We start from the raw sequence: 24,373 nt of genomic DNA on the forward strand, positions 1-24,373 counted from the left end.
CGTCATGAGATGGAGGTTGAATCTGAACGTGCCCGCAGAATCCAAGAAGAAAACGAACGTAACCAAATGGCGATTTTGCGTTTGCTTGATGAGTTAGGTGACTTGGCGGAAGGTGACTTGACCGTGAACGCAACGGTATCAGAAGACTTTACAGGTGCGATTGCAGACTCGGTCAACTTTGCAATTGACCAATTGCGTCAACTGGTTTCTGCGATTAACGTCACCGCAGAGCGAGTCGCTCGCGCCTCTGACCAAACCCAGGCAACGGCAGTTGAACTAGCCCAAGCCTCTGAAAGCCAAGCGCAAGAGATTGCGGGAGCCTCTGCAGCGATTAATGAGATGGCGGTGTCTATTGACCAAGTATCTTCAAATGCCGCCGAATCTGCTGCGGTTGCGGACCGTTCGGTTGCGATTGCCTATAACGGGGCAGAAGTGGTACAACGTACCATCGATGGTATGAATACCATTCGTGACCAGATTCAAGAAACCTCAAAACGTATTAAGCGCCTCGGTGAATCATCGCAAGAGATTGGCGATATCGTTGGACTGATTAATGACATTGCTGACCAAACCAACATCCTGGCGTTGAATGCAGCAATTCAGGCATCGATGGCGGGTGAAGCAGGTCGTGGTTTTGCGGTTGTTGCTGACGAGGTACAGCGCCTAGCAGAACGTTCAGCCACAGCGACCAAACAGATTGAAACACTGGTTAAAACCATTCAGGCAGATACGAACGAAGCGGTGATGTCGATGGAATCAACCACCGCAGAAGTTGTACGCGGTGCAAAACTTGCAAAAGACGCGGGTGAGGCGCTTGAAGAAGTACAAACTGTATCTAACAACTTGGCATCATTGATTCAGAGTATCTCGAATGCTGCGCGTCAGCAGGCAGCCTCGGCGGGTCATATTTCAAATACGATGAACGTCATTCAAGATATTACCTCGCAAACCACCTCAGGTACCATGGCAGCCGCTCGTTCAATCGGTCAGCTTAATGAAATGGCGGCGGCGCTTCAAGAATCAGTATCGGGCTTTAAATTGCCAGATGATGCTTTAGCAAGCGCTTAATGGCTAATGCTTAATTAGGCTTAGTAATCAACAGTTAGCTAAAAGTAAAGGGTGGTTTTTACCACCTTTCTTTTTATGACTGTTAGATGAATTATAAGTAGTAAACAAGGGTATGGGTGTTAGATGAGGAGTTGGACGCGGTTGTTTTAATCACTAATTGAGATTTTTTAATGCCAAGTCACGTACCGATAATAAGTTATTCACCGATAACAACTAGGCTAGAGGTAAGACTAAATAACTTTTATGCAACAATACCATCTATCTGAGCAAGCATTGTCACTGTGGCTCAACTATGTTGAACACCAAGTGGGTTTTATCCTACCAAAGTCTCAGAACAACTGGGTAAAAGGTATCATTGAGCGGCATATGCGGCGCAATGCGCTTGACAGTACGGCGTTATTACAGACAATTGTGCAGAATACTACTATCTATCATCAGCTAATCGATGATATATTGATTCCTAGAACCCAGTTTTTTCGGCATTTACCTACTTTTGCATTTGCTGAAGCAGTTGCCAACGCATGGCATTTGCAGCCACAAAACCAACAACATAGTTTTACAGCGTGGAGTGTGGGGTGTTCGACAGGGCAGGAGGCAGTCACGATTACACTATGTCTAGAAAATGCCTTGGATGGGATGCAAGTTTATCAGGTGTTTGGCTCAGATTTTCACCAGCAATCATTGATTGATGCAACGCTTGGCAACTATGACAACGCGCAAAAACCGTTTATTCCTGCTCTGTATCATCACTATCTTAAAGACGTTGGTAGGGATAAATTTACGCTAATCCCTACAATAAAATCGCAATTGAAGTTTTTTAGCAAAAATTTAGTCGATGCTCAGCAATCGATTCCTCTAGAGGCAGGTCAATGCCAAATGATTGTCTGCAACAATGTGTTAATTTATTTTCGGCAATTTGAGCAGCGTGACATCGTGCGTTATTTAGCCCGTTATTTGGCGGATGATGGTGTTTTGTTATTAGGCGCAGGTGAAAGTCTGGTGTTTAGTGATCCAGATTTACAGCAAATTGCCGTACCGACAATCAATGGCTATTGCAAAACGGTTGCCCCAGATTGGCTCAAAGCAGTGGCAAATATTGAGCGCTAATCAGTGAAGTCAATATTGAAGGTTATAAAAGCTATCAACCTGAGTTGACGCCAGACAGCGGGTAAGTTATTTTAAGTGATATAAGAAATTAATAAACGACTGCGTTACAGCTAACTTAACATCGAGAAAAATCGTCATCGTTTTTGACAGTCGTTGTACTAGGAATATGGTATGAGTAAACAACGTAATTTGATCGCCTTAGACTGGTTGATGCCGGTTTTAAAAGACGTATTTGGTGAACTTAACCAGTTGCTACAACGACAGGACACGCAGCCAGCGTGGCAGTTAATCGGTCAACATTTGCACCAAATCACCGGTGCACTCGCGCTTGCCAACCAGCCAGCCTTATCAAAACTGGCAAAAACGCTTGATAAAACCACTATCGCCATTCAGCAAGAAACTTTATCCCCGCAGTATTTTAGTCAAATCAGCCATGCGGTGAGGTTGCTGCAATTTGATATTGAACAAGTACAAGCTAAACAGCAGATTCATACCGACTGGGTCAATGACCGAATCGCTTATTTTGAGCAATTGCTTGGCATAGCATCATCTTATGAGCCCATCCAAGCTGCCACAGACAATACTTTATTATTTTTAAGCCAATTACCCACGCCAGACATCAAACATTCATGGGACAGTGCCCAAGCCGATGAGTTACTTAAAATCTGGCGTTATACCAGTTTGCAACTACTACAAAACGCGACCAACGATAGCAAACATTTAGATGCACTGACCAAGGTTGCTGGCTATTTATCCCAGGCTGCCATCAATCCTGCTTGGCGTCAATTTTGGCAGTTGGTCGCAGTGTGGTGCAATAACCTAACCATCAATGACAAGCCTGCGCCAACCGCTTATGCTTCGCTATTAAACAGTCTGTCATTGGTGCTGACGCATGATTTGACTCTCACCCCTGATATTACCGTGTCTCGTCTGGCAGTTGATGTGTTATTAGCGCTCAATGCGTTAACCCACAAATCGCATGATGCTAAAGCCCTGCTATCAAGCTTGGATATCAATAGTAGTGACACGCTTGATAATTTATTTAGTCAAGTATTAGAAAAACTTGAAAAAATTATTTATCAAGTGCATGAGCCGCTCACCATTTTGCCGCTGCTTGAATCGGTCAAAAACAGTTTGGCAAATCGCGGTTGGGTGTTTTATGAAAACCAAATGGCGCAAATTATCGATGACGTGCGCTTGATGACGCAAGATACTTTTATGGCGTCATCACTCAGTTGGCAGGTAGAACGCCAGCTGCAAGATGTTCATAGCCAGTTGTTGTCAACGGTTGAAATCCTTGATAGCCAAATTGGCTTAAAGCATTTTGCCTATGCCAGCAATCCGCAAAATGAAGCGGTGCGCCAAACGCGCGTGCATATTGAACATATCAAACAGTCGTTTAATCAATATATCCAAACCCGTGATTTAAATAAATTAACTGTCAATGACGAATTGATTGCCACTATTCAAGTTTTTGGGGCATTAGGATTAACACGTCCCAAAGAATTGGTCGAGCAAATTCGCTTATTATTTAGCCGTATGCATAAAAATTCGGTACAGGTATTAAGCGCGGAAGCCAGTGATGCCATCGCCGACATGCTTGCCCGCTTTGAGCTATTTTTGGATTATTTATCCAATCAGTCTGTCAATGAAGAATTTTTGGATGAAACCCAAACACAGCTTAACCGCGCCAATTTATTGCTTAATCGCTTAATCGAAACGCCATTAACCGCCGCCGAAGTGATAGCGCCAACCAAGCACTTTGGCAGTGATACAGTGATTTACGATGATGGAGGCGAATATATTGCCAGTGATATGAAAGCACCAACACAAGTGCTAGCTACGGCTTCAGAAGCGCCTATCAAGCAAACAACTATGACGCAAACGAATGGCGTGCAAGAATCGCAAGCGCTAGCGGCTGCGAGGCAAGCCCTCAAAGCTGATGATTACAGTATGGATGAAGATATTCGAGATATTTTCATTGAAGAGGCGCAAGAAGTCCTCGCTGAGTTGGGTGAGCAAATTCCCGTATGGGAAGTGGACACTCGTGAATTAGTCGCGCTCAAAGATATCCGCCGAGGTTTTCATACCTTAAAAGGCTCAGGTCGTATGGTGGGCGCTCATCAAATTGGTGAGATGTGTTGGGCAGTAGAAAACATGCTCAACCGTGTGCTAGATGGTACTTTAGCGGTTAGTGATGCGTTAGTGGGCTTTATCAAAGATACCCATCGCAAACTGCCGACACTGGTTGAAGATTTTCAGCAGCAGCGGGCGCCAAGTATTGACCCTGCGGTTACCGTGTTGCAAGCGACTAATCTATTACAGCAGCAGCCAATTAACACAGGTCTGCCAAAAACGAATGGCTTAGATAACCTTGTATCAGTCAGTGCTAGTTTGGCTAAAGACAGTGATAATATGGCTCAAGGTAGGGAAGTTGCCAGCGACACTGCGCCATCAACCACAGAAGATATTCATGCCTTACCTGAGGTGGTGGCTCGCGAATATGAACAGCTAACGATAGTCACAGATGCGGTCAGCGATCCCGATATTCAAGAAATTTATATCGAAGAAGCCAATGAAGTGATTGAGACAATTGCACCGCTTAACCAAGCTTGGCAAGCCAAGCCCAATGATTTTGATACCTTAAAAGAAATCCGCCGAGGTTTTCATACCTTAAAAGGCTCAGGTCGCATGGTTGGCGCCAATCAGCTAGGGGAGCTTGCTTGGTCGATTGAAAACATGCTCAATCGCGTGCTTGACCATACCATAGCGGTTGATGAGGGGGTTTTACGTCTAGTTAGTGATGTCATTGACGCATTTGCTGGACTCATCACGATTTTTGCCCAAAATCGTACAGACTATCCCGCCGTGATTCAATTATGGCAAGCCGTTGCTAATAGCTATGCCAAAAAACATGGCGACAGCTTTAGCTACTATCAAGCCTTATCCGCTTTTGCGGGGCAGGCAGCAGCTTCGCCAAGTGCACCACGCACAGATGCGGTGCTTTCGTCTGGTCACGCCAACGCCCAAACTCAAGTGCTAGAGAATGTCAGTGGCATTAGTGACATCAGTAGTGAAATGGATGTCGCTGATGACGTATTTATTGAAGAAGCAGACGAGTTATTGGTCGATATTGATAACTTTATCACCCACCATTTGGGTGAACCTGCAACGCATGTGCCTGATGCCATATTACGGGCATTTCATACCTTGCGTGGTGGCGCAGCGCTGATTGAACTCAACAATGTTTATCGCTTAAGTGCCGCGGTAGAAGAAGCACTGGGCGACTTATTACATAATGAAATGCCGCTCACCGCCAGCCAGTTATTGACCCTGCAAGAGGCCACAGATCTACTGCAAACCTACATTGATGAGCATAAAATCCATCATGATGTGACGGTGGTGGAAGATAACACTGACATTGTTGCCGACTTGATTGAGCGGCTAACAGATGCCAATACTGAATCTTATGAAAGCACAAAACTGACGGTCAAAGACCTGATAGCGCTTGGGATTGATGACTTACTCGATGCCGATCAGCAAGCACAGGCTAAGTTTGCTGGTGAGAGTGAACAAGTTATTGCTTATGCCGAGCAGCTTGAACAACAAGCCTCAAGGCTTGCGCAAGCGACTGAAGGTTTGAGCTATTTTATCATTCCAAGCACTTTACAGTTTGCCTATAAAAAACTCGCTGATTATCCGCAATTTGCCAAAAACGAAGACATTTATGATGGCTTAATGAGCTTACACAATCAGCTCATCAATATGTTTGACGCCATTGCAGCAGGACTGCGCGTCAATATCAATGAAGAGGCGATTGAAAGCTTAAGAAAATTATTGGCAAAAAGTCAGTACCAAGCTGAGATGGATGCTATCGAGTACCAGACAGTTGCTACCGACGATGAACTATTGCAGATTTTCTTGGATGAAGTGCAAACCATTCAGCCCGATATGCAAAATTACTACAACCAATGGCTCAATAACCTTAGCAATTTAGCGGTGGTCAAAGAACTAGCTAATTATATGCACATCTTAAAAGGGGGTGCAGAGCTAATCGGGGTATCGGGTATCGTCGAGATGGCGTTACGTGGTGAGCAAGTGTATGACGCCATTGACAAAGGTATTTTACCTAGTGATACCGATACTGCTTCATTGCTGCAAAAGCTGCATGAAACCATTGCCTCACAGATCAAGCAAGTTCGACAATTTAGTCGCTCTTTTGAAGCCACAGATTTTGCCCAGCAAATTGATGAGGTCATCGCCGGCACAGTAAAAAGTCGAGACTTGGTATTTGCGGTGCCACTGATTGTTGAAGCCAATCCTGAAGAGTCGATAGAGCAAAAACAACCTGCCAAAGAGGGTGATAGCGCGCTTGCGAAAAATGATCCACTCTACATCGAAGAAATTATTAACAACTTTGAAGAACGTCGTTTAGAGACTTGGAAAGGTCAAGAGCCTGACGAAGATATCTTAAAAGTGTATCTTGAAGAAGCCAAAGAGCTGATTGATAGCAGCAGCCAGCATTTACAAGAGTTCCGTAGTAATAACAGTGATCTTGCAGCATTACAAGCCTTGCAACGTGAATTGCACACCATCAAAGGTGGTGCAAGAATGGTCGGTGCAGAAGGGATTGCTACATTAGCGCACGAAATGGAAACCATCTACGAAGAGCTAGGCAGCCGCCGCAAACCTGCCACTCGGATGATTGGTAACCTATTGGCGGTGTGTCATGACTGGTTAGCAAGTGCGATTTATGTATTAGAAAATAAATTTAACCCACAAACGCCGGTGGCGTTGGTTGCAGCGCTGCAACAATTCTCGCGAAAGCCTGATAGCTTAAAAGAAATCCCCAATGTTAACCTCACCAGCCAAATTGAACAAATTGATATCTATCGCAGTAGTCTCGGGCAAGACACGTTAGAAGTCAAACAGCGCGACCTAAGCGTCATGCCGCTGATGACGGGTAACTTTGAATCTGAGCAAGATCAATCGAGCCTTAATGCTGAGACGCTTAGGATTTCTGCAAGTACCATGGAGCGTATGATTAACCTATCAGGTGAGTCCGCGATCAACCGCTCACGAATTGAGATGGGTATATCGAGTCTATCAAACAATATCGAAGAGATGGGCGCAACCGTACAGCGTCTAGCAGATCAGCTACGCCGTATGGAAACTGAGCTTGAGATTCAAATTTTGTCACAAATTGGTGATGAACATGCGTTAGAAAATGACTTTGACCCGTTAGAGATGGACCAATATTCAGCGCTCAACCAACTGTCAAAATCGCTCTCGGAATCGGCATCGGACTTGTTAGACATCAAAACGACCATGCTCGATAAAACCCGTGAAACCGAAAACTTGCTACTGCAATTATCACGCACCCAGTCCGATTTGCAAGAAGGGTTGATGGATTCACGTACTGTGCCATTCTCGCGTATCACGCCACGTCTGCAACGGGTCGTCCGTCAAACAGCCACCGAGCTTGGCAAGTCTGTTGAACTACGAATCCTAAACGATGAAGGTGAAATTGACCGTAATATCCTTGAGCGTATTACCTCACCGCTTGAGCATATGCTACGTAACGCCGTTGACCATGGTATCGAAAAATCGCAAGAACGTATTGAGAGTGGTAAATCAAGAACAGGCTTAATCACGCTTGAAGTGCTGCGTGAAGGTGGTGAAATTGTTATTAACTTAATCGATGATGGGCGCGGTATTAATGTGAATGCGGTACGCGAAAAAGCGATTGAGCAAGGCTTGATTTCTGCCAAAGATAGCAGTCTAAAAACACTTGATATCATGCAATATATCTTTAACGCAGGTCTGTCCACCGCCAAATCTGTATCACAAATCTCAGGCCGTGGTGTGGGTATGGATGTGGTACAAAGTGAGGTCAAACAGCTGGGTGGTGTAGTCACCGTCGATTCTGAAAGTGGTAGAGGCTCACGCTTTACCATGCGTTTACCATTGACAGTTGCGGTGTCTGATGCCTTGATGGTTAGGGCAGGGGATAAATACTTTGCTGTACCATTGGTGCAAATTGAACGTGTGATGCGGGTCAATATCGATGCGATTGCTAATTTTTATACCACCAATGCCGATAGTATCAATATCGATGAACAAGCCTATCGTCTGCGCTATCTCAATCAGATTTTATACGGTAGCGACCCGGTGGATGCACTAGCGCACCAGTCAAGCAGCGTACCCGTGATTATTATTCGTACTGACTTAGGTCAGCGCATGGCGCTGCAAGTGGATATGATTGCAGGCTCTCGTATTGAAGTGGTCGTCAAACCACTCGGTCGTCAGCTCTCACATATCGATGGAATTTCGGCTGCTACCATCATGGGGGATGGTTCGGTCATGCTCATTCTTGACTTGGTGGCATTGATGCGTAATGTCAGCAATATCGCCAAAGTCGAGCAGCAAAAAGCCAATAAGTCGGTCAAACAAGCGCACAAACCCGTGGTACTAATTGTGGATGACTCAGTAACCGTACGTAAAGTCACCTCGCGCCTACTGGAGCGTAACGGCTATGATGCCCAAGTGGCAACGGATGGTATTGATGCGCTAGAAAAACTGCAAGAAATGCTACCGGAAGTCATTGTATTGGATATTGAGATGCCACGTATGGACGGCTTTGAAGTCGCCAACCATATTCGCCATAACCCACGACTCCAGCATATCCCTATCGTCATGATTACATCGCGTACCGGTGAAAAACACCGTGAACGGGCGTTTGGTATCGGGGTAAATGAATACATGGGTAAACCATTCCAAGAACAAATGCTGTTAGACACGTTAGCGCGCTTTACCCAACAAGCAAAAACTGACTAAGCCGACCATGTAAAGGATACAATCATTCATGCTGTCAAAGCACTCACCGCCGCTGCGATTTTTTATCGTTGCTGAGGAAAATCAGCAACGGCTTGCCTTTAGCGATACTATTCGTTCATGGGGATTTGAAATCGTGGAATGCTTGGTAGCGTCACAGCTGACCGAAAAACATTTTCAGCAAAAAGTGGATGTATGGCTAGTCGATACCCAAGATGATTACGCAGTCATTCAAAATGTTGAAAAACAGCTGAATGTCAATTTGACTAAGATTGTATTACTGGGCTTTGTCACGGCACCTTATATCAATGAAAGTCTGTTATATGCCAAATGGCAACGCCAACTCAAGCGAAAAATCGCTATAATGCTAGAACGTAGCGATTTGCTAGCGCACTATGAGGCTGCCAAGCGTGAAATCAAACCGTGGAAATATGTGGTATTGCTCGCAGCATCAATGGGCGGACCGCTCGCCATTAAGGAATTTTTAGATAATTTGCCCGAAGATTTGCCAGTATCCCTGTTACTAGCGCAGCACTTCAACCAAAATATGCTCAACACCTTGCCAAGAATTTTAAATCGTCACAACGAGTGGCGCTGTGACATAGTGACCAATACCCAAAAATTATTGTCAGGGCGTTGTTTGATTTTACCGATTGACCACAGCGTGGTGTGTGATTCCAATGGACGGGTAATTTTGCAGCGCAAACCTTGGCAAGGCAGTTACAAACCCCCAATCAGTGAGGTCATGCGTAATTGCAGCGAAGCGTTTGGCAACAACTTAATCACTATCGTGTTCTCCGGTATGGGCAATGATGGTAGTGATGCGGCAGCGACGGTCAAAAAAAATGGCAGTATTATTTGGGCACAAACCCCTGATAGCAGCACCTGCGCCAGTCAGCCACAAAGCATGATTGAAAGCAATCAAGTTACTTTTGTTGGCACCCCTAAGCAGTTAGCTGAGCAGCTAATCGCCTTGTGTGGCTAATGCTATAGGCTGGTAGCGACCGCTAAATTTCTTATTAATCACTAAAATGAGCAAGCCATGGCAAACGAGTTAAACCGTTACTTTAAGCAAGATGAAGATGTAGGCGTCCTAAGTATCACCACAGGTCAATTAACCATTGCTCGAATTCCTTCTAGCAGTTCGCCTGACTGGATTGTGCCGCAAGCCTTGATTTTGAGCATTGATAACTATGATGAGCGCATTTGGAATTATATTTGGCGCGGTCAAGAAGTGTCAGTGTATCACTTGTTGCCAAAAGATGAGCAGCCCACCCACTTAGTGGTGTTAGAAAGCGTCACCGATATTCATCGTCTTGCCTTGCAAATTCACGGCGAAGTGACTTTCCATTCTGTGCGTATTGCTGATCTCAAAGACGCTGATGACGCCACTTACCAAGCTGAATTAGCGACTAACTATCCTGACTTATTAACCGCCTTAAACGCGCCAGATGATGAGGTCGTTGAGAGTTCACGTGCACCGAATTTGGCAGACTACAGCCTACAGCACGCCTATATTTTTCAGCCAGTCATGTTGGCAGGTGAGCTATGTGTAGTGCCAGATTTGGACAAGCTCTCGCATTTCTTGGTGGATTTAGATAGTTAGACCCAGTCCGCTTTTGTGCTATTTTGCCAACAGTCTGTTACTTTTATTTTGCCCAAACATTGCTAGAATAACCCAAAACAAATCATGATAAGGTAAAATTCATTATGGCATTATTTCCTGCAAATGAAGCGCCACAGCCGATTGCCCCACACGGTATCAACAAATGGTCGCTATCGTCACGTATTTTCCATTGGATTAGCGTGGTATTGTTGATTGCAACTTGGGCAATGATTGAGCTGAATGAAGATGCAACTGACTTTACCTATTTTGATTTGCATAAAGCGTTTGGACTCAGTGTGTTATTTTGGACAGTAGGGCGTATTATCAACCGTTTTGTTACCAAAGCACCTGCCGATGTGCCGATGCCAAAATGGCAAAATAAACTATCGCATTTAACCCATTTAGCACTGTACTTGATTTTACTTGCCATGCCTTTAGCGGGCTGGTTGTCTGTCATGTTTGATGGGGAAGGGGTGAGTATGTTTGGGCTATTTGATATCCCAGCCTTTGTCAGTGAAAACAGTGATTTGTCAGGCACGTTGGAAAAAATTCATAAAAATCTGTTGTGGACGTTGCTGCTGGTGTTCACGGCTTTGCATATCATCGGCGCGCTGTATCACCAATTTATCCAAAAAGACCATTTGATTCGCCGTATGCGCTAAGTTAGCTGATAGTATAAAAAAGCCCATGTATGATGGGCTTTTTAGTAACAATTTTTTAAAAGCAAGCTAGATTAAAAACAATCTAGATTAAGCGCAATATGAATTATTGGCGTGTACTATCAGGCAAGCTGATATTCATCTCCAATACTTCCATGTTCGCTTCATTGTGATGTTGAATATTGACGTCATCAATGTTGACACCTGACACGTAGGTATTGACCACGGCCAAAATCTCACGTTTCATTTTTTCGATACGCTCTGGGGTTAACCGATTGTGCAAGCGGTTTTCGCTGGCAACGATGACCTTTAGGCGCTCTGCGGCAGTATTGGCACTGTTTGACTTTTGCTCACCGCCAAATAAATTACTCCAAAATCCCATAGCCTAACCTCCAAACCAGCGTTGTAGGAAGCTTTTCTTCTTCACCTCGATATGGCGATAGGGACGTTCTTCCCCCAAGAAACGAGCGACCATGTCATCATAAGTTTGACCGGCTTTTGAATTTTGATCTAGCACCACAGGGACACCTTGGTTTGATGCCTCAAGTACGCTATTGCTTTCAGGAATCACGCCAAGTAGTGGCACTTTTAGGATGTCATTAGAGATGCTATTAATATCCATCATTTCACCGCGCTCAGCACGCTCAGCGTTATAGCGGTTGATGACCAAGTGCTCGCGTACCACGCCTGTACCTTCTTCAACTTTTTTGGTACGGCTTTGCAAAATACCAATGATACGGTCTGAGTCACGCACCGATGAGATTTCTGGGTTGGTCACGATGATGGCTTCATCGGCATGGTACATAGCGAGCTGGGCACCGCGCTCGATACCAGCGGGCGAGTCACACACGATATAGTCAAATTGTTTGGCTAACTCATTAATGACTTCGGCGACTCCTTCATCTGTCAAGGCGTCTTTGTCGCGCGTTTGGCTGGCAGGTAAGATAAACAAGTTATTGAGTTGTTTGTCTTTTACCAACGCTTGTGACAGGCGCGCGTTCCCTGAGATAACATCAACAAAGTCATACACGATGCGGTTTTCACAGCCCATAATGAGGTCAAGGTTTCTAAGACCCACGTCAAAGTCAATCACCACAGTTTTAAAGCCGCGAACGGCGAGACCCGTAGCGAAAGAGGCACTGGTGGTGGTTTTACCTACCCCGCCTTTTCCTGAAGTTACAACAACGATTTTTGCCACTTTGGCATACTCCTATTCATAGCACGGTGTCAGTGAGGCAGTATTGAATCATTCAAGCCATACACACATTCACGCTAAACTGGTTTGAAAAATACGGATATAAATTAACGTAAATCGTTAAAAATTAAGACTTAAATTTTAGTTAGCCTAAATTTGGTTAATTGGACTAGTTTAGCATAAAAAACTTTTCGAAGTTAATCGAGAGATTGACGATTTTTGCATAGATTATGGTATAAGTGGTTGTTTAGGTGATTGTTATTCCATCAACTCAAACACCAAGCCTTGTCCATCCAAGTAGCTGACTTGTACCGCTTTATCCAAATACTCAGTAGGAATATTTTCTTTTAGGCAATAAGTCCCCGCAACTGACACCAGTGAGGGGTTAAAACGCAAACAGAATATTTTGGCATTGGTATCGCCCGTCGCCCCTGCCACCAATCGCCCTTCGGCTTTGCCATACACGTGTAGGCTATAATCGGTAATCGCTTCCGCGCCGGCATTAATGCCTTTGGTCAAAATCACGTCGCCACCAACGTGGTTGATACTTTGACCTGAGCGCAACATTTGATTATGCACCAAATCGCCTTCAAGCTGCGATTGGTGATGCGGTGAGGCGACAAATTTTTCAGGTGCAGCTCCAGTATCATTACTTGTGGTCTCATTGCTTGCGGTTTTATTGGTTACGATATCACTGGCGGTTTGGCTTTGTCGCTGAGTCGCTTGACTGTCGGATGCGGGTGATTGGTTAGGGGACTGCGCAACGTGCTGAGAGGATGGAGTATTGGCTGTGCTGTTTGATTTTTGCTCACTACCCGTCGCCAAATTTTTTGGTGCTTTGCCGTCAATACGCTGCCCATCCGTTGGAAAAATGGCAATGCGAAGCTCATTGGCTTGGGTATCATTGGCGCCTGTGACCAACCCAATCGGCTGTAACCCTAGCACCCATAAGCCGCCCCAAAGCTGCGCTAAATTTAATGGCTGTTGACAACTGACAATCACCGGTAAGTTAGACTGACGTTGACGGCCTAGCTTTTGTGCAATCTTTGTCAAAATTACTTTGATATCATTGCCTTCAATATGTAGGCGGGTAAAGTTGAGGAGTCTGCCCGTAAGTTTCACGCTAGTGGCTACAGGGTCGGTGGGTAATGGGTTGGCTAGCTGCTGACTTTGCGGTGAATCCTGCTCTGATAGGTTAGATACGCTTTGTAAGTTTTGTGAGGAACTATCTTGGGTCAAGTCAAGGGCAGCGGGCTGTGTCATGAAAAACCTTTTTATAATAACTTTTTATACATCAAAATCGATTCATACCGCATATTAGCAAGTATTATTTAAAACAACAACCATTCACCGCGCTATTTATTGTTTGGCAACCAAAGCCATAATAGGGCGATAAAAAAAGCGTTGAATAGCGGTTATCGGCGCCAGATCGGTGGATTCAATCAGCGTATTTGGTGCTTCCATTGTTGAATACGAACTTGGTTGGCAAGTGACGTCAAACTATCATCAATAATATCGCTAACTAATTTTTCTAGCGCAGGGCTAGTGACGTCAATTTGTACTAAGCTTTTGGCGATTTCTTCATACATCAGCGTGAGCGTTTGCGGTTTGGTAAGGTTAGTGGTCAAGCTTAATGTCAGATTTTCCCCAATGTGTTGCCCGATGCTGTGCATTTGGTTTTCTATTAGACTACCTGCAATTGGTATCAATCGTAATATGCGGTGCAGCTCGGGCGTATCGGTCAGCGCTTGCTGAATGGCAATGCCCACTTGTTCTGCCAAAGGTTTGGCAAAGATGGCAGGATTGGCGGGCGTGGATTGTAATAACGGTGTGGCCTCTTGCTGCAGCACATCGACAATGACCTTTTGGATGTCATCCCGATGCTTGTCGATGATGTTTTTGACCAAATGCCCATCGGTGTTGCTTATTTCGGTGCGGATATTGTCAATCGCAGTTAAAATCACCCGATCAGAAATCTCTTCCATAATCATTTGGTAATAAAATTTGATCGTGGCAAGCCAACTGGCGGGCAAAACTTTGTAGCCAAGTTCGTGCAGCCGATAGCCAATCACGCCAACGCGCAGCAGTCGCAATGCGCGCAGCTGCGGTGCACAGCCCAACACTTCATACCAATGCACGAATGGAAAGAAAAACCAGCGGTAATGGCGTTTTTGGACGATGGCAATCAACCAGCGAACCACAAGCTCTGCTACCAAAAAGATGGTAAACAGACCCCCTGCCACTTTGAGCGGCTCGTGCCATCCTTGCTGATAACTGACGATACTGTCAACAAACCCCATCCAACTTGCTATTTTTGCCATAAAGCTACTTAGCATCAAAGTGTCAAACCCCATGAGCAGCAAGTCCAACACAATGGCAATCATCATGATGGTATCGTAGGCTAACTGCCAACGACTGGGTTTGGCAGGGTGAGCAGCGAGCGGTTGGCTAATATTCGAGCTTGGCGTTGGGCTGGATTTTGGGTCTAAATTAGCAGTTGGCATAAAAAAGTGCTCAAAATGGGGTCAATACCGCAAAAAATGTGAGTGAGAACAAGGCAGGTAAGTCATGCCTTGCATGACTCTCCTTAGATTTTAATTAGCAATATAACTGGTGAGATTGCTAGGGATGACGGGTAAAATCATCGAGCATGGCTTGGATACGTTGATCTTTTTGCTGCCACACATCATCAAGCCAACGGTACATATCTATTTTGGTTTGTTCATCCTGTTGGTATTTTCCATCCATGAGCCGCTGTAGCAAATCATCTGGCAATGCAATTTTTTGAATATCCACCCCGATGCGTTTGATATTACCTTGCCACAAATCCTGATAGGTAGGAATACCGTCAGGATACACAATCGTCATGTCAAGCACCGCGTCTAAATCGTCACCTAACGCACCCAATGCAAGCGCAATGCCGCCCGCTTTGGGTTTTAGCAAATGTTGATACGGTGATTGTTGCAAGTCATGTTTTTTTTGGGTAAACCGCGTGCCTTCGATAAAGTTAAGTAAGGTAAAAGGCTTGTCGAGTAAGTTTTGACAAGCGCGTTTGGCTTCGATGATATCGCGGTCTTCTAGCGCTGGATTTTTAGCAATCGCTGCCTTCGAGTAGCGTTTCATCATCGGAAAGTCTAAAAAATAAAACGCTTGTCCCACAATTGGGATATACAGTAGCTCGTATTTGGCAAAAAATCGCGTTAATGGCAGTCGGTTTTCACTGATATATTGAATGACAGTGGTATCGACCCAAGATTGGTGATTACTCAGCAAAATATATTTGCCATCGACCGATAAGTCATCAGGCAGGTTGACGCGAAAATCAATATCGGGCAGGATGTTGTCAATCAAACGATTGTTGGTATTGATCCAGTGATTGGCTATTTTTAACACGGATTTATCTGCCAATGTATGACCCGTTAATGTTTTTACCGCGCCCATCGCCCAAAGCGGTAGACTAAACAGCACTGAATTGCCGGTAATGGTGCCTGCCGCCACCGCTAAGCTGGCGTTTTGCGCCAAAGGTAATGATGTTTTACGCAGTTTGTTGAACGTGTTTTTGAGCAATGATGGTTTATTGTTATTTGTCATATTTGGCTCCCACAAAGCTTATTCAAAAAAGCTTATTTGAATGAGACATAAGAAAAAATACTTGGCTTCATTAATTTGGCTTCGTTAATTGTAAAAATAAGTGTTAGTTTAGCAAACGTCAAAAATGTTCACTAATAAATTTTTATACACTGGCAAGCACAAATCTTTCGAGTTTAACGATGCTACGCTATAAATCCCAGTAAAGTTAATTGTCAAAAATTTTTATTAAAAATTAACAAGTTATTGAATAATCTGTAGATGATAGGTTGACTATGCAGCATAGTTTTCAACAAAATCACAAAGCATTTAATATATAAGAATAAATAATATAAATAATGAATACTTGAAAATATTTTGTAACAAATTATGCCATCCTACAACATCCTTAAGACAAATCATTACATATAAAGGAAAAGTTTATTGCATAATGAGCTCAATCACAAAGCAACTGAGTGTTGTCAGGTTTATCTGGCAAATGAGATAAAAACAACAAGTTGGTGCGTGGCAATTATAACTAAGCCATTATAACTAGAGGAATTCAAAGGAGATTACTCATGCGTACTAAATTATTAGCAGCTACTTTAGCATCAGGTGTTATCTTAACAGGTTGTGCAACAACGCCAACTGGTACGACAACAACAGGCATTACCGACAATAAAGCGCTTATTGGTGGTCTATTAGGGGCAGCCGCAGGTGCGGGTGTCTCAAAGGCAACGGGCGGTGAAAAAACCGGTCGTGATGCGGCAATCGGTGGTGTACTAGGTGCTGGTGTTGGTTACTACATGCAGCAACAAGAAGCTAAACTTCGTGCAGAAACCGCAGGTTCTGGCGTGACGGTAACACGTGACCCAGTGACTAATAACATTAACTTGTCTATCCCAGAAGCGATAACTTTCCGCGTTGGTGATTCTACTATTCTACCTAACTTCTATAATACGTTAGACAAAGTAGCTACCACACTACGTGACTATAACCAAACTAACATTCAAGTAAATGGTTACGCCTCAGTGGAAGGTGATGCAAATAGAAACCAAGCGTTATCACAACGCCGTGCATCAGCAGTCGCTAATTACTTAGTCAATCGTGGCATCTCTGGTAACCGTATCAGCGCTATTGGTCGCGGTGCGACAACACAATTTGGCTCAAGCTATGAACCAAACCGCCGTGTAGAGATGATTATCCTTGCACCACAATCGGTTAACTAATGAAGTTCAAGTCAAGCTAGATGATATTTTCATCAGCGAATTGATAAAAAAAGCACCTTTTATAAGGTGCTTTTTTGGTTCAAAAAATGAAAAAAGGACTATATCGGCGTTATAAAATACTCACCACAATATTATCGCCATTGTCTAAGGCGTCATTATAAAACGCCAATAACTCATTATATGAAGCCAGTAATTCTTTATCCAAGTTTTCCTTTTTGTCTTGCCAAATATTGGGTGGGAAAATAGCTTGCTCACGTAGTGACTTCATTGAGACTTTTTCTAAGCGTTTTTTAAAGTTAATTTGTTCTAGTACATCAACGATTTCGACAATATGTGCCCACGGGATAAAAGCAATGAAATCGGCATCTTCATTGTCGCTAAAGGTTTCTACACCCACCACAAACTCGCTGACAGGCTCATCGGGTACAGGTTGGGTGGCGCTGTGTTTGGTTAACACAAAATGGATGATGTCCCACAGTTTGCCCAAATCTACCAATTGTGCTTGAGGCTGCTCACTCATACTTTCAAGTAACGCCGTTCGCGCTGTATCAGTGGCATTTTGCAGTTGCTCGAGCAGGGCGTTATCGACCATCAAATATTGTGCGATCATACAATTTCCTAGTTATAAAGTAGCGAGATATTAGCGTAGTGGGATATGACAGTCCTATCACTTTATGTTAAGACGAGGACCACAAGCGAGGATAGTATACCTCATACAGCAAGCGATTTTGACGATGTATTCACTTGAATTGACCGACTCATTTAGCTGTATTGGGCTGACTCATTTAGCTGACTTATTTAACTTTAACCGATTAGACCCGCTGACATATTGATTAATGAGGCTAAAATTGCGGTATTAAAGAAAAATGATAACACACAATGAATGGTACCGATGATTCGACTTTGCTGGGTGTTGAAGGCGACATCCGCTGTTTGACCAGATGTGCCAATGATGTAGGAAAAATATAAAAAATCCCAGTAGGCGGGGTCGTCATCGTTAGGAAAATCTAGCATTTCTGTGTTTTTTTCTTCTTTAAGCAAGAAATACTCGTGGGTGTAATGAATAGCAAACATGGTATGAATAAACAGCCAGGCCGTCAAAATCGTCATGGCGGTGAGCGCGATATGAAACAGCATCAAAGCGCCTTTGGCGTCCTTGCTCGCGCCCAACTCTACGACAATCGCTAGCATACTGACAATGGCTGTGACAAAAACCAAAATCAGCATTAACATCGTGCCTTCGTCTTCAGCATGGGCTTTATCCAAAATTGCATTTTGATCGGCTTTATACATCATCCGAAAAATAGCCAGTAAATAAACCCAAAGTCCGATATTCCAAGCCAGCAAAAATTGCGTCACAAACTTCAATTTATCATAGGCTACCGCCAACGTCCAATCTTTGGGCAATAGGCCAACCAGCGTCGATAACCCAAAATACACCACCACCATGGTGGCAAACCCTAACAGTAGACGAGGGCGGCTTTGAAAAAAACGATAGATGTAACCGATCATGGCTGTTTTCTCATAGCGGTTTCCTTAAGGCTGTCTGCTAATGGCTGTTTGCGTCGGCTTGTTGGGTGCTTTGCGTGGGTTGATGTAGGCGGTAACACGCGAGGTTTTTTGCGCGATTGTGGCGTTATCGTTGCCGCGGATAAAGGTTGGACACCCAGTCGCTTTAAATCGGCAGGTGATAGCGGTATTTGTGTGGATGCGCCCACCTCTAAATTTCCCAAGCTAAAGCCACTCGATGCCATGCGAATCAGCCGTAAACAGGGCAGTCCCACATGGGCCGCCATGCGACGTACTTGACGATTTTTACCTTCAAAAATAGTAATGGCGAGCCACGTGGTGACTTTGCGTTTGGCAATCTTGTCAGGCGCTTGCCAAATATGCTCGGCAATTTGTGCTTCGCTTAGCCTTACAACTTCGGCAGGTAAAGTGATACCGTCTTTGAGTGGCACCCCTGTTTTTAGTTGTTGTAACTGGGCATCGCTTGCATCGCCTTCCACCTGTATCCAGTAGGTTTTACCTTGTTGTTTGCCTGCATTGGCTTTGGGTGGATGGGTCAAGGCTTTATTAACCTGCCCATCAGCGGTTAGCAGTAGCAATCCTTCGGAAGTGGCATCTAATCGCCCCGCCACGCGTAGGCTTTTGTCGCTAAAATAATCGCTGAGCGTCGCAAAGTTGTTATTATCATCGCTGCGAAATTGGCTGAGTACGCCATAAGGTTTGTTAAATAAAATCAGTGTCGGCATGGTAGAGGGTGACAAGTGAGTGAAAAAAAGCTTAAACCGCATCAAGCAGTTGGCTGCTAAGTTGTTCAGTGTAAACGCTAATCTTGGCTATTGCAATTTGGTTATTGCAACAAAGTCACCGTTATAAACCACACCGCCCAACGCCATACATATTTTGCAAAATTGTGTCAAATTGTGCAAAAGGATAAGCCCGTATTTTTGGCTAAAAACAAGGTATAATAATCCGTTCATACAACTACAATAATACTAACATATGTCCTATCACTATCAATTTACCACTAAGTTTGACTGGCACTTACAGACACAGTGGCAGACGCCTGATACGCCCTTTATGCACTTTGATTTTTGGCAAGCGCTGATAGATGCAAAGCTGATTGGTGAGCGCAGCGATTGGTGGGTGCAGTATGTGCAGATTGTAGATGACAGTGCTCAACTGATTGCTGTGATGCCTGTGTTTATCAAAAAGCATCATCAAGGTGAATATGTGTTTGATTTTAGCTGGGCAGAAGCCTTTGAGCGCTATGGTAGAAATTATTATCCAAGATTGGTGACAAGCGTGCCTTTTACACCCGTCACCGGCGAGCGAATTTGGGTGGCACAAGGTAAGTCATTAACCGCGCCACTGTATCAGACCTTACTACAAGCGATTGATGAATTGGCGAGCCGCTATCAAGCATCCACTTGGCACGGGCTTTTTGTCTCCCCAAAAGATGTCCAAGCGTTGCAAAATGTGCCCAATCTTTGCGAGCGGCTAAGCTGTCAGTTTTTATGGCAAAATCGCAATCTACAGGATAAAAAATTCGCCAATTTTGATGAGTTTTTGGCAACATTAACTGCCAAAAAACGCAAGTCAATTAAGGTGGAACGCCAAAAGGTACTCAAACAAAATCTAAGTTGTCAGGTTAAAATCGGTGACGATATCACCGAGGCGGATTGGGCAGTTTTTTACCAATGCTATGCCATGACCTATCTGGTGAGAGGACGGCAGCCGTATTTGAATTTAGCATTTTTTAAGCAGCTTGGGCAGACTATGGCAGACAAGCTGATGCTCGCTCAAGCGCATAACGCGCATGGTGATATCGTAGCTTGTAGTTTGTTTTTTTTCGATGACGATGCCGCTATCAGCACGTTATATGGCCGCTATTGGGGCTGCCTAGAAGAATATGATTGTTTACACTTTGAGCTGTGTTATTACCAAGGCATTGAATTTGCTATCAAGCATGGCCTTCGCTACTTTGACCCTGGTACCCAAGGGGAGCACAAGTTGATTCGCGGCTTTTATCCAGTGTTGACCCATTCACTACACCGTGTCTACGACAAGGTGTTTGCCCCTGCCATTGCCCAGTTTTGCCAAGACGAACAGCACGCTATATTGGCGTACCAAGCCGATGCGATGACCGCGTTACCTTTTAATGACACCTATAAAAGCCAATTTTTTGGTGACGGTGCCGCGCAAGGCACAATAACCGATAATGAGTTTTTGAAAAAATAATGATAAATATTGGTCTAAACCTAAACCTGGCTGGCGCGCATTTGAGCGTGGCACACAAACAGCAGATACCGCCGAAACTTATCCCTTGGCTGACGTCAACAGGGTCGCTTACCGCCAAATTTGAAGCCTTATCTCAGCATAGACTCATCGTACAGCCGACGTTTGAAGGACGGCAAACCTTGTCCCTGAGCGAAAAGCGCCAATTGCAGTTACCGCTTGGTGTGAGCCAATCGGCATGGGTGCGCGAAGCCTTATTATTTGGCAAGCCTAATCAAGATGCGTGGGTGATGGCGCGGTCCGTATTTCCGTTTGCCAGTCTCATTGGTAATGCGCGAAAACTGGCGAATCTGGGCACAACACCGATTGGCTATATACTGTTTCGTCGGCATGGCGCAGTGATGACCAATCGCTGGATTGATGTGACAGCGCAAGGCTGGCGACGCACCACCCTTTACCAATGGCAGGGCAGAAATTTTTTGATTAGTGAAACCTTTTTACCTGCGTTTGAAAATAGCCTTATGGGTGAAGAAGAAAACGGCATGATTCATGTCAGCACTGACAAACGAGAAGGATAAGTACAAAAACCACTGTGCCTTGCACTAATTTTACCCGGCCAAAAAACATAACCAAATAAACATCGCTAAAAAACATCGCTAAAAAATATAGCAAAATAAACACAGCCAACCAAAAATCGACAGTCGCAGCGGCTGTCTTTTTTACGGTGACTTTTTAATATCGTGTTAATCGCAGTATCGAGTGATTTTTTGAGCCGCTTTGGTTAGCCCAACGCTTGATAAATAACCTCAAAAATCGCAGGCGAATGATGAGACAAATTCAGCCAAACCTGTGGATTATGCTAACCCAAACAATCAAACCATGCTAAACTAAGCCATATTTTCGGTTTTATCCGCCCATTTTTTGACTCACTTAAAAGGAAATTGCCATGTTTAAAAATGTCACTATTCACCAGTTTGACGCTGAACTTGCCCAAGCGATGGACAATGAAGCCAAACGTCAAGAAGACCATATTGAACTGATTGCTTCAGAAAACTACTGTTCGCCAGCGGTGATGGAAGCGCAAGGTAGCCAATTGACCAATAAATACGCCGAAGGCTATCCAGGCAAACGTTATTACGGTGGCTGTGAATATGTTGACGTGGTTGAGCAATTGGCGATTGACCGTGCCAAAGAATTGTTTGGCGCAGACTATGCCAACGTGCAGCCACATGCCGGTAGCCAAGCCAACAGCGCGGTATTTTTAGCCTTATTAAAAGCAGGTGACACGGTACTTGGCATGAGCCTTGCTGATGGCGGTCACTTGACGCATGGTGCGCATGTGAACTTTTCTGGTATCAACTATAAAGCCGTACAATATGGCTTAAACAAAGAAACGGGCATCATCGACTATGATGAAGTCGAACGCCTAGCCAAAGAACACCAGCCCAAAATGATTATCGCGGGTTTTTCTGCTTATAGCCAAGTGGTTGATTGGCAAAAATTCCGCGACATCGCAGACAGCGTTGGCGCATACTTGATGGTCGATATGGCACACGTGGCAGGACTGGTTGCTGCAGGTGTTTATCCAAGCCCTGTGCAAATCGCTGACGTTACTACCACCACCACCCACAAAACCCTACGCGGTCCACGTTCAGGCTTAATCTTAGCAAAAGCCAACCCAGAGATTGAGAAAAAACTCAACTCTGCCGTGTTCCCTGGCAACCAAGGTGGTCCATTGATGCACGCGATTGCAGGTAAAGCGGTGTGTTTTAAAGAAGCGTTAGGCGAAGATTTCAAAGCCTACCAACAACAAGTGGTTAAAAACGCCAAAGCCATGGCAGACGTCATCATGTCACGTGGTTATGACATCGTCTCAGGCGGCACAGAAAACCACTTAATGCTGATTAGCTTAATCAAACAAGAAATCACCGGTAAAGAAGCGGATAAATGGTTGGGTGATGCTCACATCACCGTCAACAAAAACGCGGTACCAAATGACCCTAAATCACCGTTTGTGACTTCTGGGGTGCGTATTGGTACGCCCGCAGTCACTACCCGTGGGTTTGGTGAAGCGGAAGTAAAAGAATTGGCTGGCTGGATTTGTGATGTGCTCGATAGCCGCGGTGATGAAAAAGTTATCGGCGAAGTGCGTGAAAAAGTCCAAGCAATTTGTGCCAAACACCCAGTGTACGAGCAAACAGCTTAATCATTAGTTATTAAAAACCGCTCAAAAAACCGCCTAAGTCGTGACTCTGGGCGGTTTTTTTATGGCTAACATTTATTGATTCAGATGGCTCAAATGCGACGCTTTGAACTTGTTATCTTACGCACTAGATTTTAAGCTAGGCAAATCGCGGTTTACCAATACCAAATCGTGATAAGAATTTTTTGACTTTATTACCAAAACTACGCGTTTCAACTTCAGTGACGGCATCAACGACATGTCGCGCTTGTAATTTTGGTTGATTGACTAAGGTCTGGTGATAATCATAAGCGCGCTGAATACTAATTTCGAGTAACAACAAATTACTGGGACGCGGTAGGTAGCGATACACTTGCCCTTTATTGATCAAGTCGATTAAGGTGTGGCTATCGTTGAGTGAGGTGAGTACCAATACCGCTAAATCAGGGAAGCTTTGTTTTAACGCATAGATCACGGGTGAAATATTCTCGCCACCCAAGGACACATCGGTGATTGCCACGCCAAAACGGTCATTTTCAAGTAGCTCAATCGCTTTTTCTAACGAATTTGCCCAGTGAGTTTCAAACTGGGTGAATTTTTGCTGCATCTGTAAATATACCATTTCACTGTCATCGATCACCAACACTTTGCGTTTGGCGATGGTTGGCTGAGCGACCTGCAGATTTTCTTTGAATACATCTTTGGTTTGCAGCGCGATTTGGGTGGCTTGATTGACGATACTTTTAAGTTCATCCGTCTGCCAAGGTTTGGTGATATAGCGAAAAATCTCCCCTTCGTTGATGGAATCAATTACTGCAGTTAAGTCTGCATAGCCGGTCAATAAGATGCGGATAGTATGGGGTGATACGTCTTTGATATCTTTTAGTACTTCGACACCCAGTTTTTTTGGCATGCGTTGGTCGCTAATCACCACTTGGACCTCGTTATTTTGCACATAGCTTAGTAGCTCATCGGGCTCGGTAGTGGTAAACACATCATGGGTGGCGCGAAAATGCATTTTTAGGCTGCGTAGAATGCGGTCTTCATCATCGATAAAGGCGATTTTGGGTTTGGTTACAGTCGTTATCATGGTCATGTCACTTAGGTATGTTGACTAAAATCAAGGTTGACTACAATTAAAATTGGCTACAATCAAGCGTGGCTCGTGTATGGCTGAGCAGA

At 44.4% G+C, this 24,373-nt stretch carries 18 protein-coding genes and 1 pseudogene; 10 read left to right on the forward strand and 9 right to left on the reverse strand.

Going from position 1 to position 24,373, the window contains the following annotated elements; genetic code table 11:
* Positions 1-33: 33 nt before the first annotated feature.
* The 6 genes and pseudogenes from RT084_RS07575 to RT084_RS07600 form a co-directional block, all read left to right on the forward strand.
* Positions 34-1,068, forward strand: a pseudogene (locus tag RT084_RS07575) (methyl-accepting chemotaxis protein); the annotation flags it as partial.
* A 243-nt stretch (positions 1,069-1,311) separates the two neighbouring features.
* Complete coding sequence (locus RT084_RS07580; RefSeq protein WP_312383731.1) at positions 1,312-2,175, forward strand: CheR family methyltransferase; 864 nt, start codon at positions 1,312-1,314, stop codon at positions 2,173-2,175.
* Positions 2,176-2,346: 171 nt separating this feature from the next.
* Positions 2,347-9,012, forward strand: coding sequence for an Hpt domain-containing protein (locus RT084_RS07585; RefSeq protein WP_313098863.1), 6,666 nt, complete (start codon positions 2,347-2,349; stop codon positions 9,010-9,012).
* Positions 9,013-9,040: 28 nt separating this feature from the next.
* The gene (locus RT084_RS07590) at positions 9,041-9,994 is read left to right on the forward strand and encodes a chemotaxis protein CheB (protein ID WP_312114615.1); all 954 of its coding nucleotides are present in this window, start codon (positions 9,041-9,043) and stop codon (positions 9,992-9,994) included.
* Between the two features lie 57 nt (positions 9,995-10,051).
* The gene (locus tag RT084_RS07595) at positions 10,052-10,615 is read left to right on the forward strand and encodes a hypothetical protein (RefSeq protein WP_312383736.1); all 564 of its coding nucleotides are present in this window, start codon (positions 10,052-10,054) and stop codon (positions 10,613-10,615) included.
* 104 nt (positions 10,616-10,719) lie between these two features.
* Positions 10,720-11,277 (forward strand): cytochrome b, encoded by a 558-nt coding sequence (locus tag RT084_RS07600; protein WP_101964012.1) that lies wholly within the window; start codon positions 10,720-10,722, stop codon positions 11,275-11,277.
* 103 nt (positions 11,278-11,380) lie between these two features.
* Here the strand turns inward: RT084_RS07600 and minE are convergent, their stop codons facing one another.
* The 5 genes from minE to RT084_RS07625 all read right to left on the reverse strand — a co-directional run bounded on the left by minE (position 11,381) and on the right by RT084_RS07625 (position 16,060).
* A complete protein-coding gene (gene minE, locus RT084_RS07605) occupies positions 11,381-11,656 on the reverse strand; it encodes a cell division topological specificity factor MinE (RefSeq protein WP_007115412.1) in 276 nt (91 codons plus the stop codon).
* Between the two features lie 3 nt (positions 11,657-11,659).
* Positions 11,660-12,472, reverse strand: coding sequence for a septum site-determining protein MinD (gene minD, locus RT084_RS07610; RefSeq protein WP_062332529.1), 813 nt, complete (start codon positions 12,470-12,472; stop codon positions 11,660-11,662).
* A gap of 255 nt (positions 12,473-12,727) precedes the next feature.
* On the reverse strand, positions 12,728-13,732 hold the full coding sequence (gene minC, locus RT084_RS07615) for a septum site-determining protein MinC (protein WP_312383739.1): 1,005 nt from the start codon (positions 13,730-13,732) through the stop codon (positions 12,728-12,730).
* Between the two features lie 179 nt (positions 13,733-13,911).
* Positions 13,912-14,973, reverse strand: a complete 1,062-nt coding sequence (locus tag RT084_RS07620) for a hypothetical protein (protein ID WP_219300439.1) — start codon at positions 14,971-14,973, stop codon at positions 13,912-13,914.
* A 118-nt stretch (positions 14,974-15,091) separates the two neighbouring features.
* The gene (locus tag RT084_RS07625) at positions 15,092-16,060 is read right to left on the reverse strand and encodes an acyltransferase (RefSeq protein ID WP_007115416.1); all 969 of its coding nucleotides are present in this window, start codon (positions 16,058-16,060) and stop codon (positions 15,092-15,094) included.
* Positions 16,061-16,614: 554 nt separating this feature from the next.
* Here RT084_RS07625 and RT084_RS07630 point away from each other — a divergent pair.
* Positions 16,615-17,265, forward strand: a complete 651-nt coding sequence (locus RT084_RS07630) for an OmpA family protein (RefSeq protein WP_007115417.1) — start codon at positions 16,615-16,617, stop codon at positions 17,263-17,265.
* A gap of 109 nt (positions 17,266-17,374) precedes the next feature.
* Here RT084_RS07630 and RT084_RS07635 read toward each other — a convergent pair whose 3' ends face one another.
* From RT084_RS07635 to RT084_RS07645, 3 genes are all read right to left on the reverse strand, one after another.
* On the reverse strand, positions 17,375-17,875 hold the full coding sequence (locus tag RT084_RS07635; protein WP_050324990.1) for a YfbM family protein: 501 nt from the start codon (positions 17,873-17,875) through the stop codon (positions 17,375-17,377).
* 194 nt (positions 17,876-18,069) lie between these two features.
* Positions 18,070-18,777, reverse strand: a complete 708-nt coding sequence (locus RT084_RS07640; RefSeq protein WP_050324991.1) for a DUF1345 domain-containing protein — start codon at positions 18,775-18,777, stop codon at positions 18,070-18,072.
* Positions 18,774-19,562 (reverse strand): pseudouridine synthase, encoded by a 789-nt coding sequence (locus RT084_RS07645; RefSeq protein ID WP_313098895.1) that lies wholly within the window; start codon positions 19,560-19,562, stop codon positions 18,774-18,776. Before RT084_RS07645 ends, RT084_RS07640 begins: the two co-directional genes overlap by 4 nt.
* 211 nt (positions 19,563-19,773) lie before the next feature.
* Here RT084_RS07645 and RT084_RS07650 point away from each other — a divergent pair, with 211 nt between their 5' ends.
* The 3 genes from RT084_RS07650 to glyA all read left to right on the forward strand — a co-directional run bounded on the left by RT084_RS07650 (position 19,774) and on the right by glyA (position 23,215).
* Positions 19,774-21,012, forward strand: coding sequence for a GNAT family N-acetyltransferase (locus RT084_RS07650; RefSeq protein WP_313098898.1), 1,239 nt, complete (start codon positions 19,774-19,776; stop codon positions 21,010-21,012).
* Positions 21,012-21,587, forward strand: a complete 576-nt coding sequence (locus RT084_RS07655) for a chorismate--pyruvate lyase family protein (RefSeq protein WP_201664886.1) — start codon at positions 21,012-21,014, stop codon at positions 21,585-21,587. The genes RT084_RS07650 and RT084_RS07655 overlap by 1 nt, the downstream gene beginning before the upstream one ends.
* 368 nt (positions 21,588-21,955) lie before the next feature.
* On the forward strand, positions 21,956-23,215 hold the full coding sequence (gene glyA / locus RT084_RS07660) for a serine hydroxymethyltransferase (protein ID WP_050324995.1): 1,260 nt from the start codon (positions 21,956-21,958) through the stop codon (positions 23,213-23,215).
* Positions 23,216-23,351: 136 nt separating this feature from the next.
* Here glyA and RT084_RS07665 read toward each other — a convergent pair whose 3' ends face one another.
* A complete protein-coding gene (locus tag RT084_RS07665; RefSeq protein ID WP_286172920.1) occupies positions 23,352-24,281 on the reverse strand; it encodes a response regulator in 930 nt (309 codons plus the stop codon).
* Positions 24,282-24,373: the final 92 nt, after the last annotated feature.

It is taken from the genome of Moraxella sp. CTOTU48717 (assembly GCF_032057165.1).
Classification (GTDB): domain Bacteria; phylum Pseudomonadota; class Gammaproteobacteria; order Pseudomonadales; family Moraxellaceae; genus Faucicola; species Faucicola tetraodonis.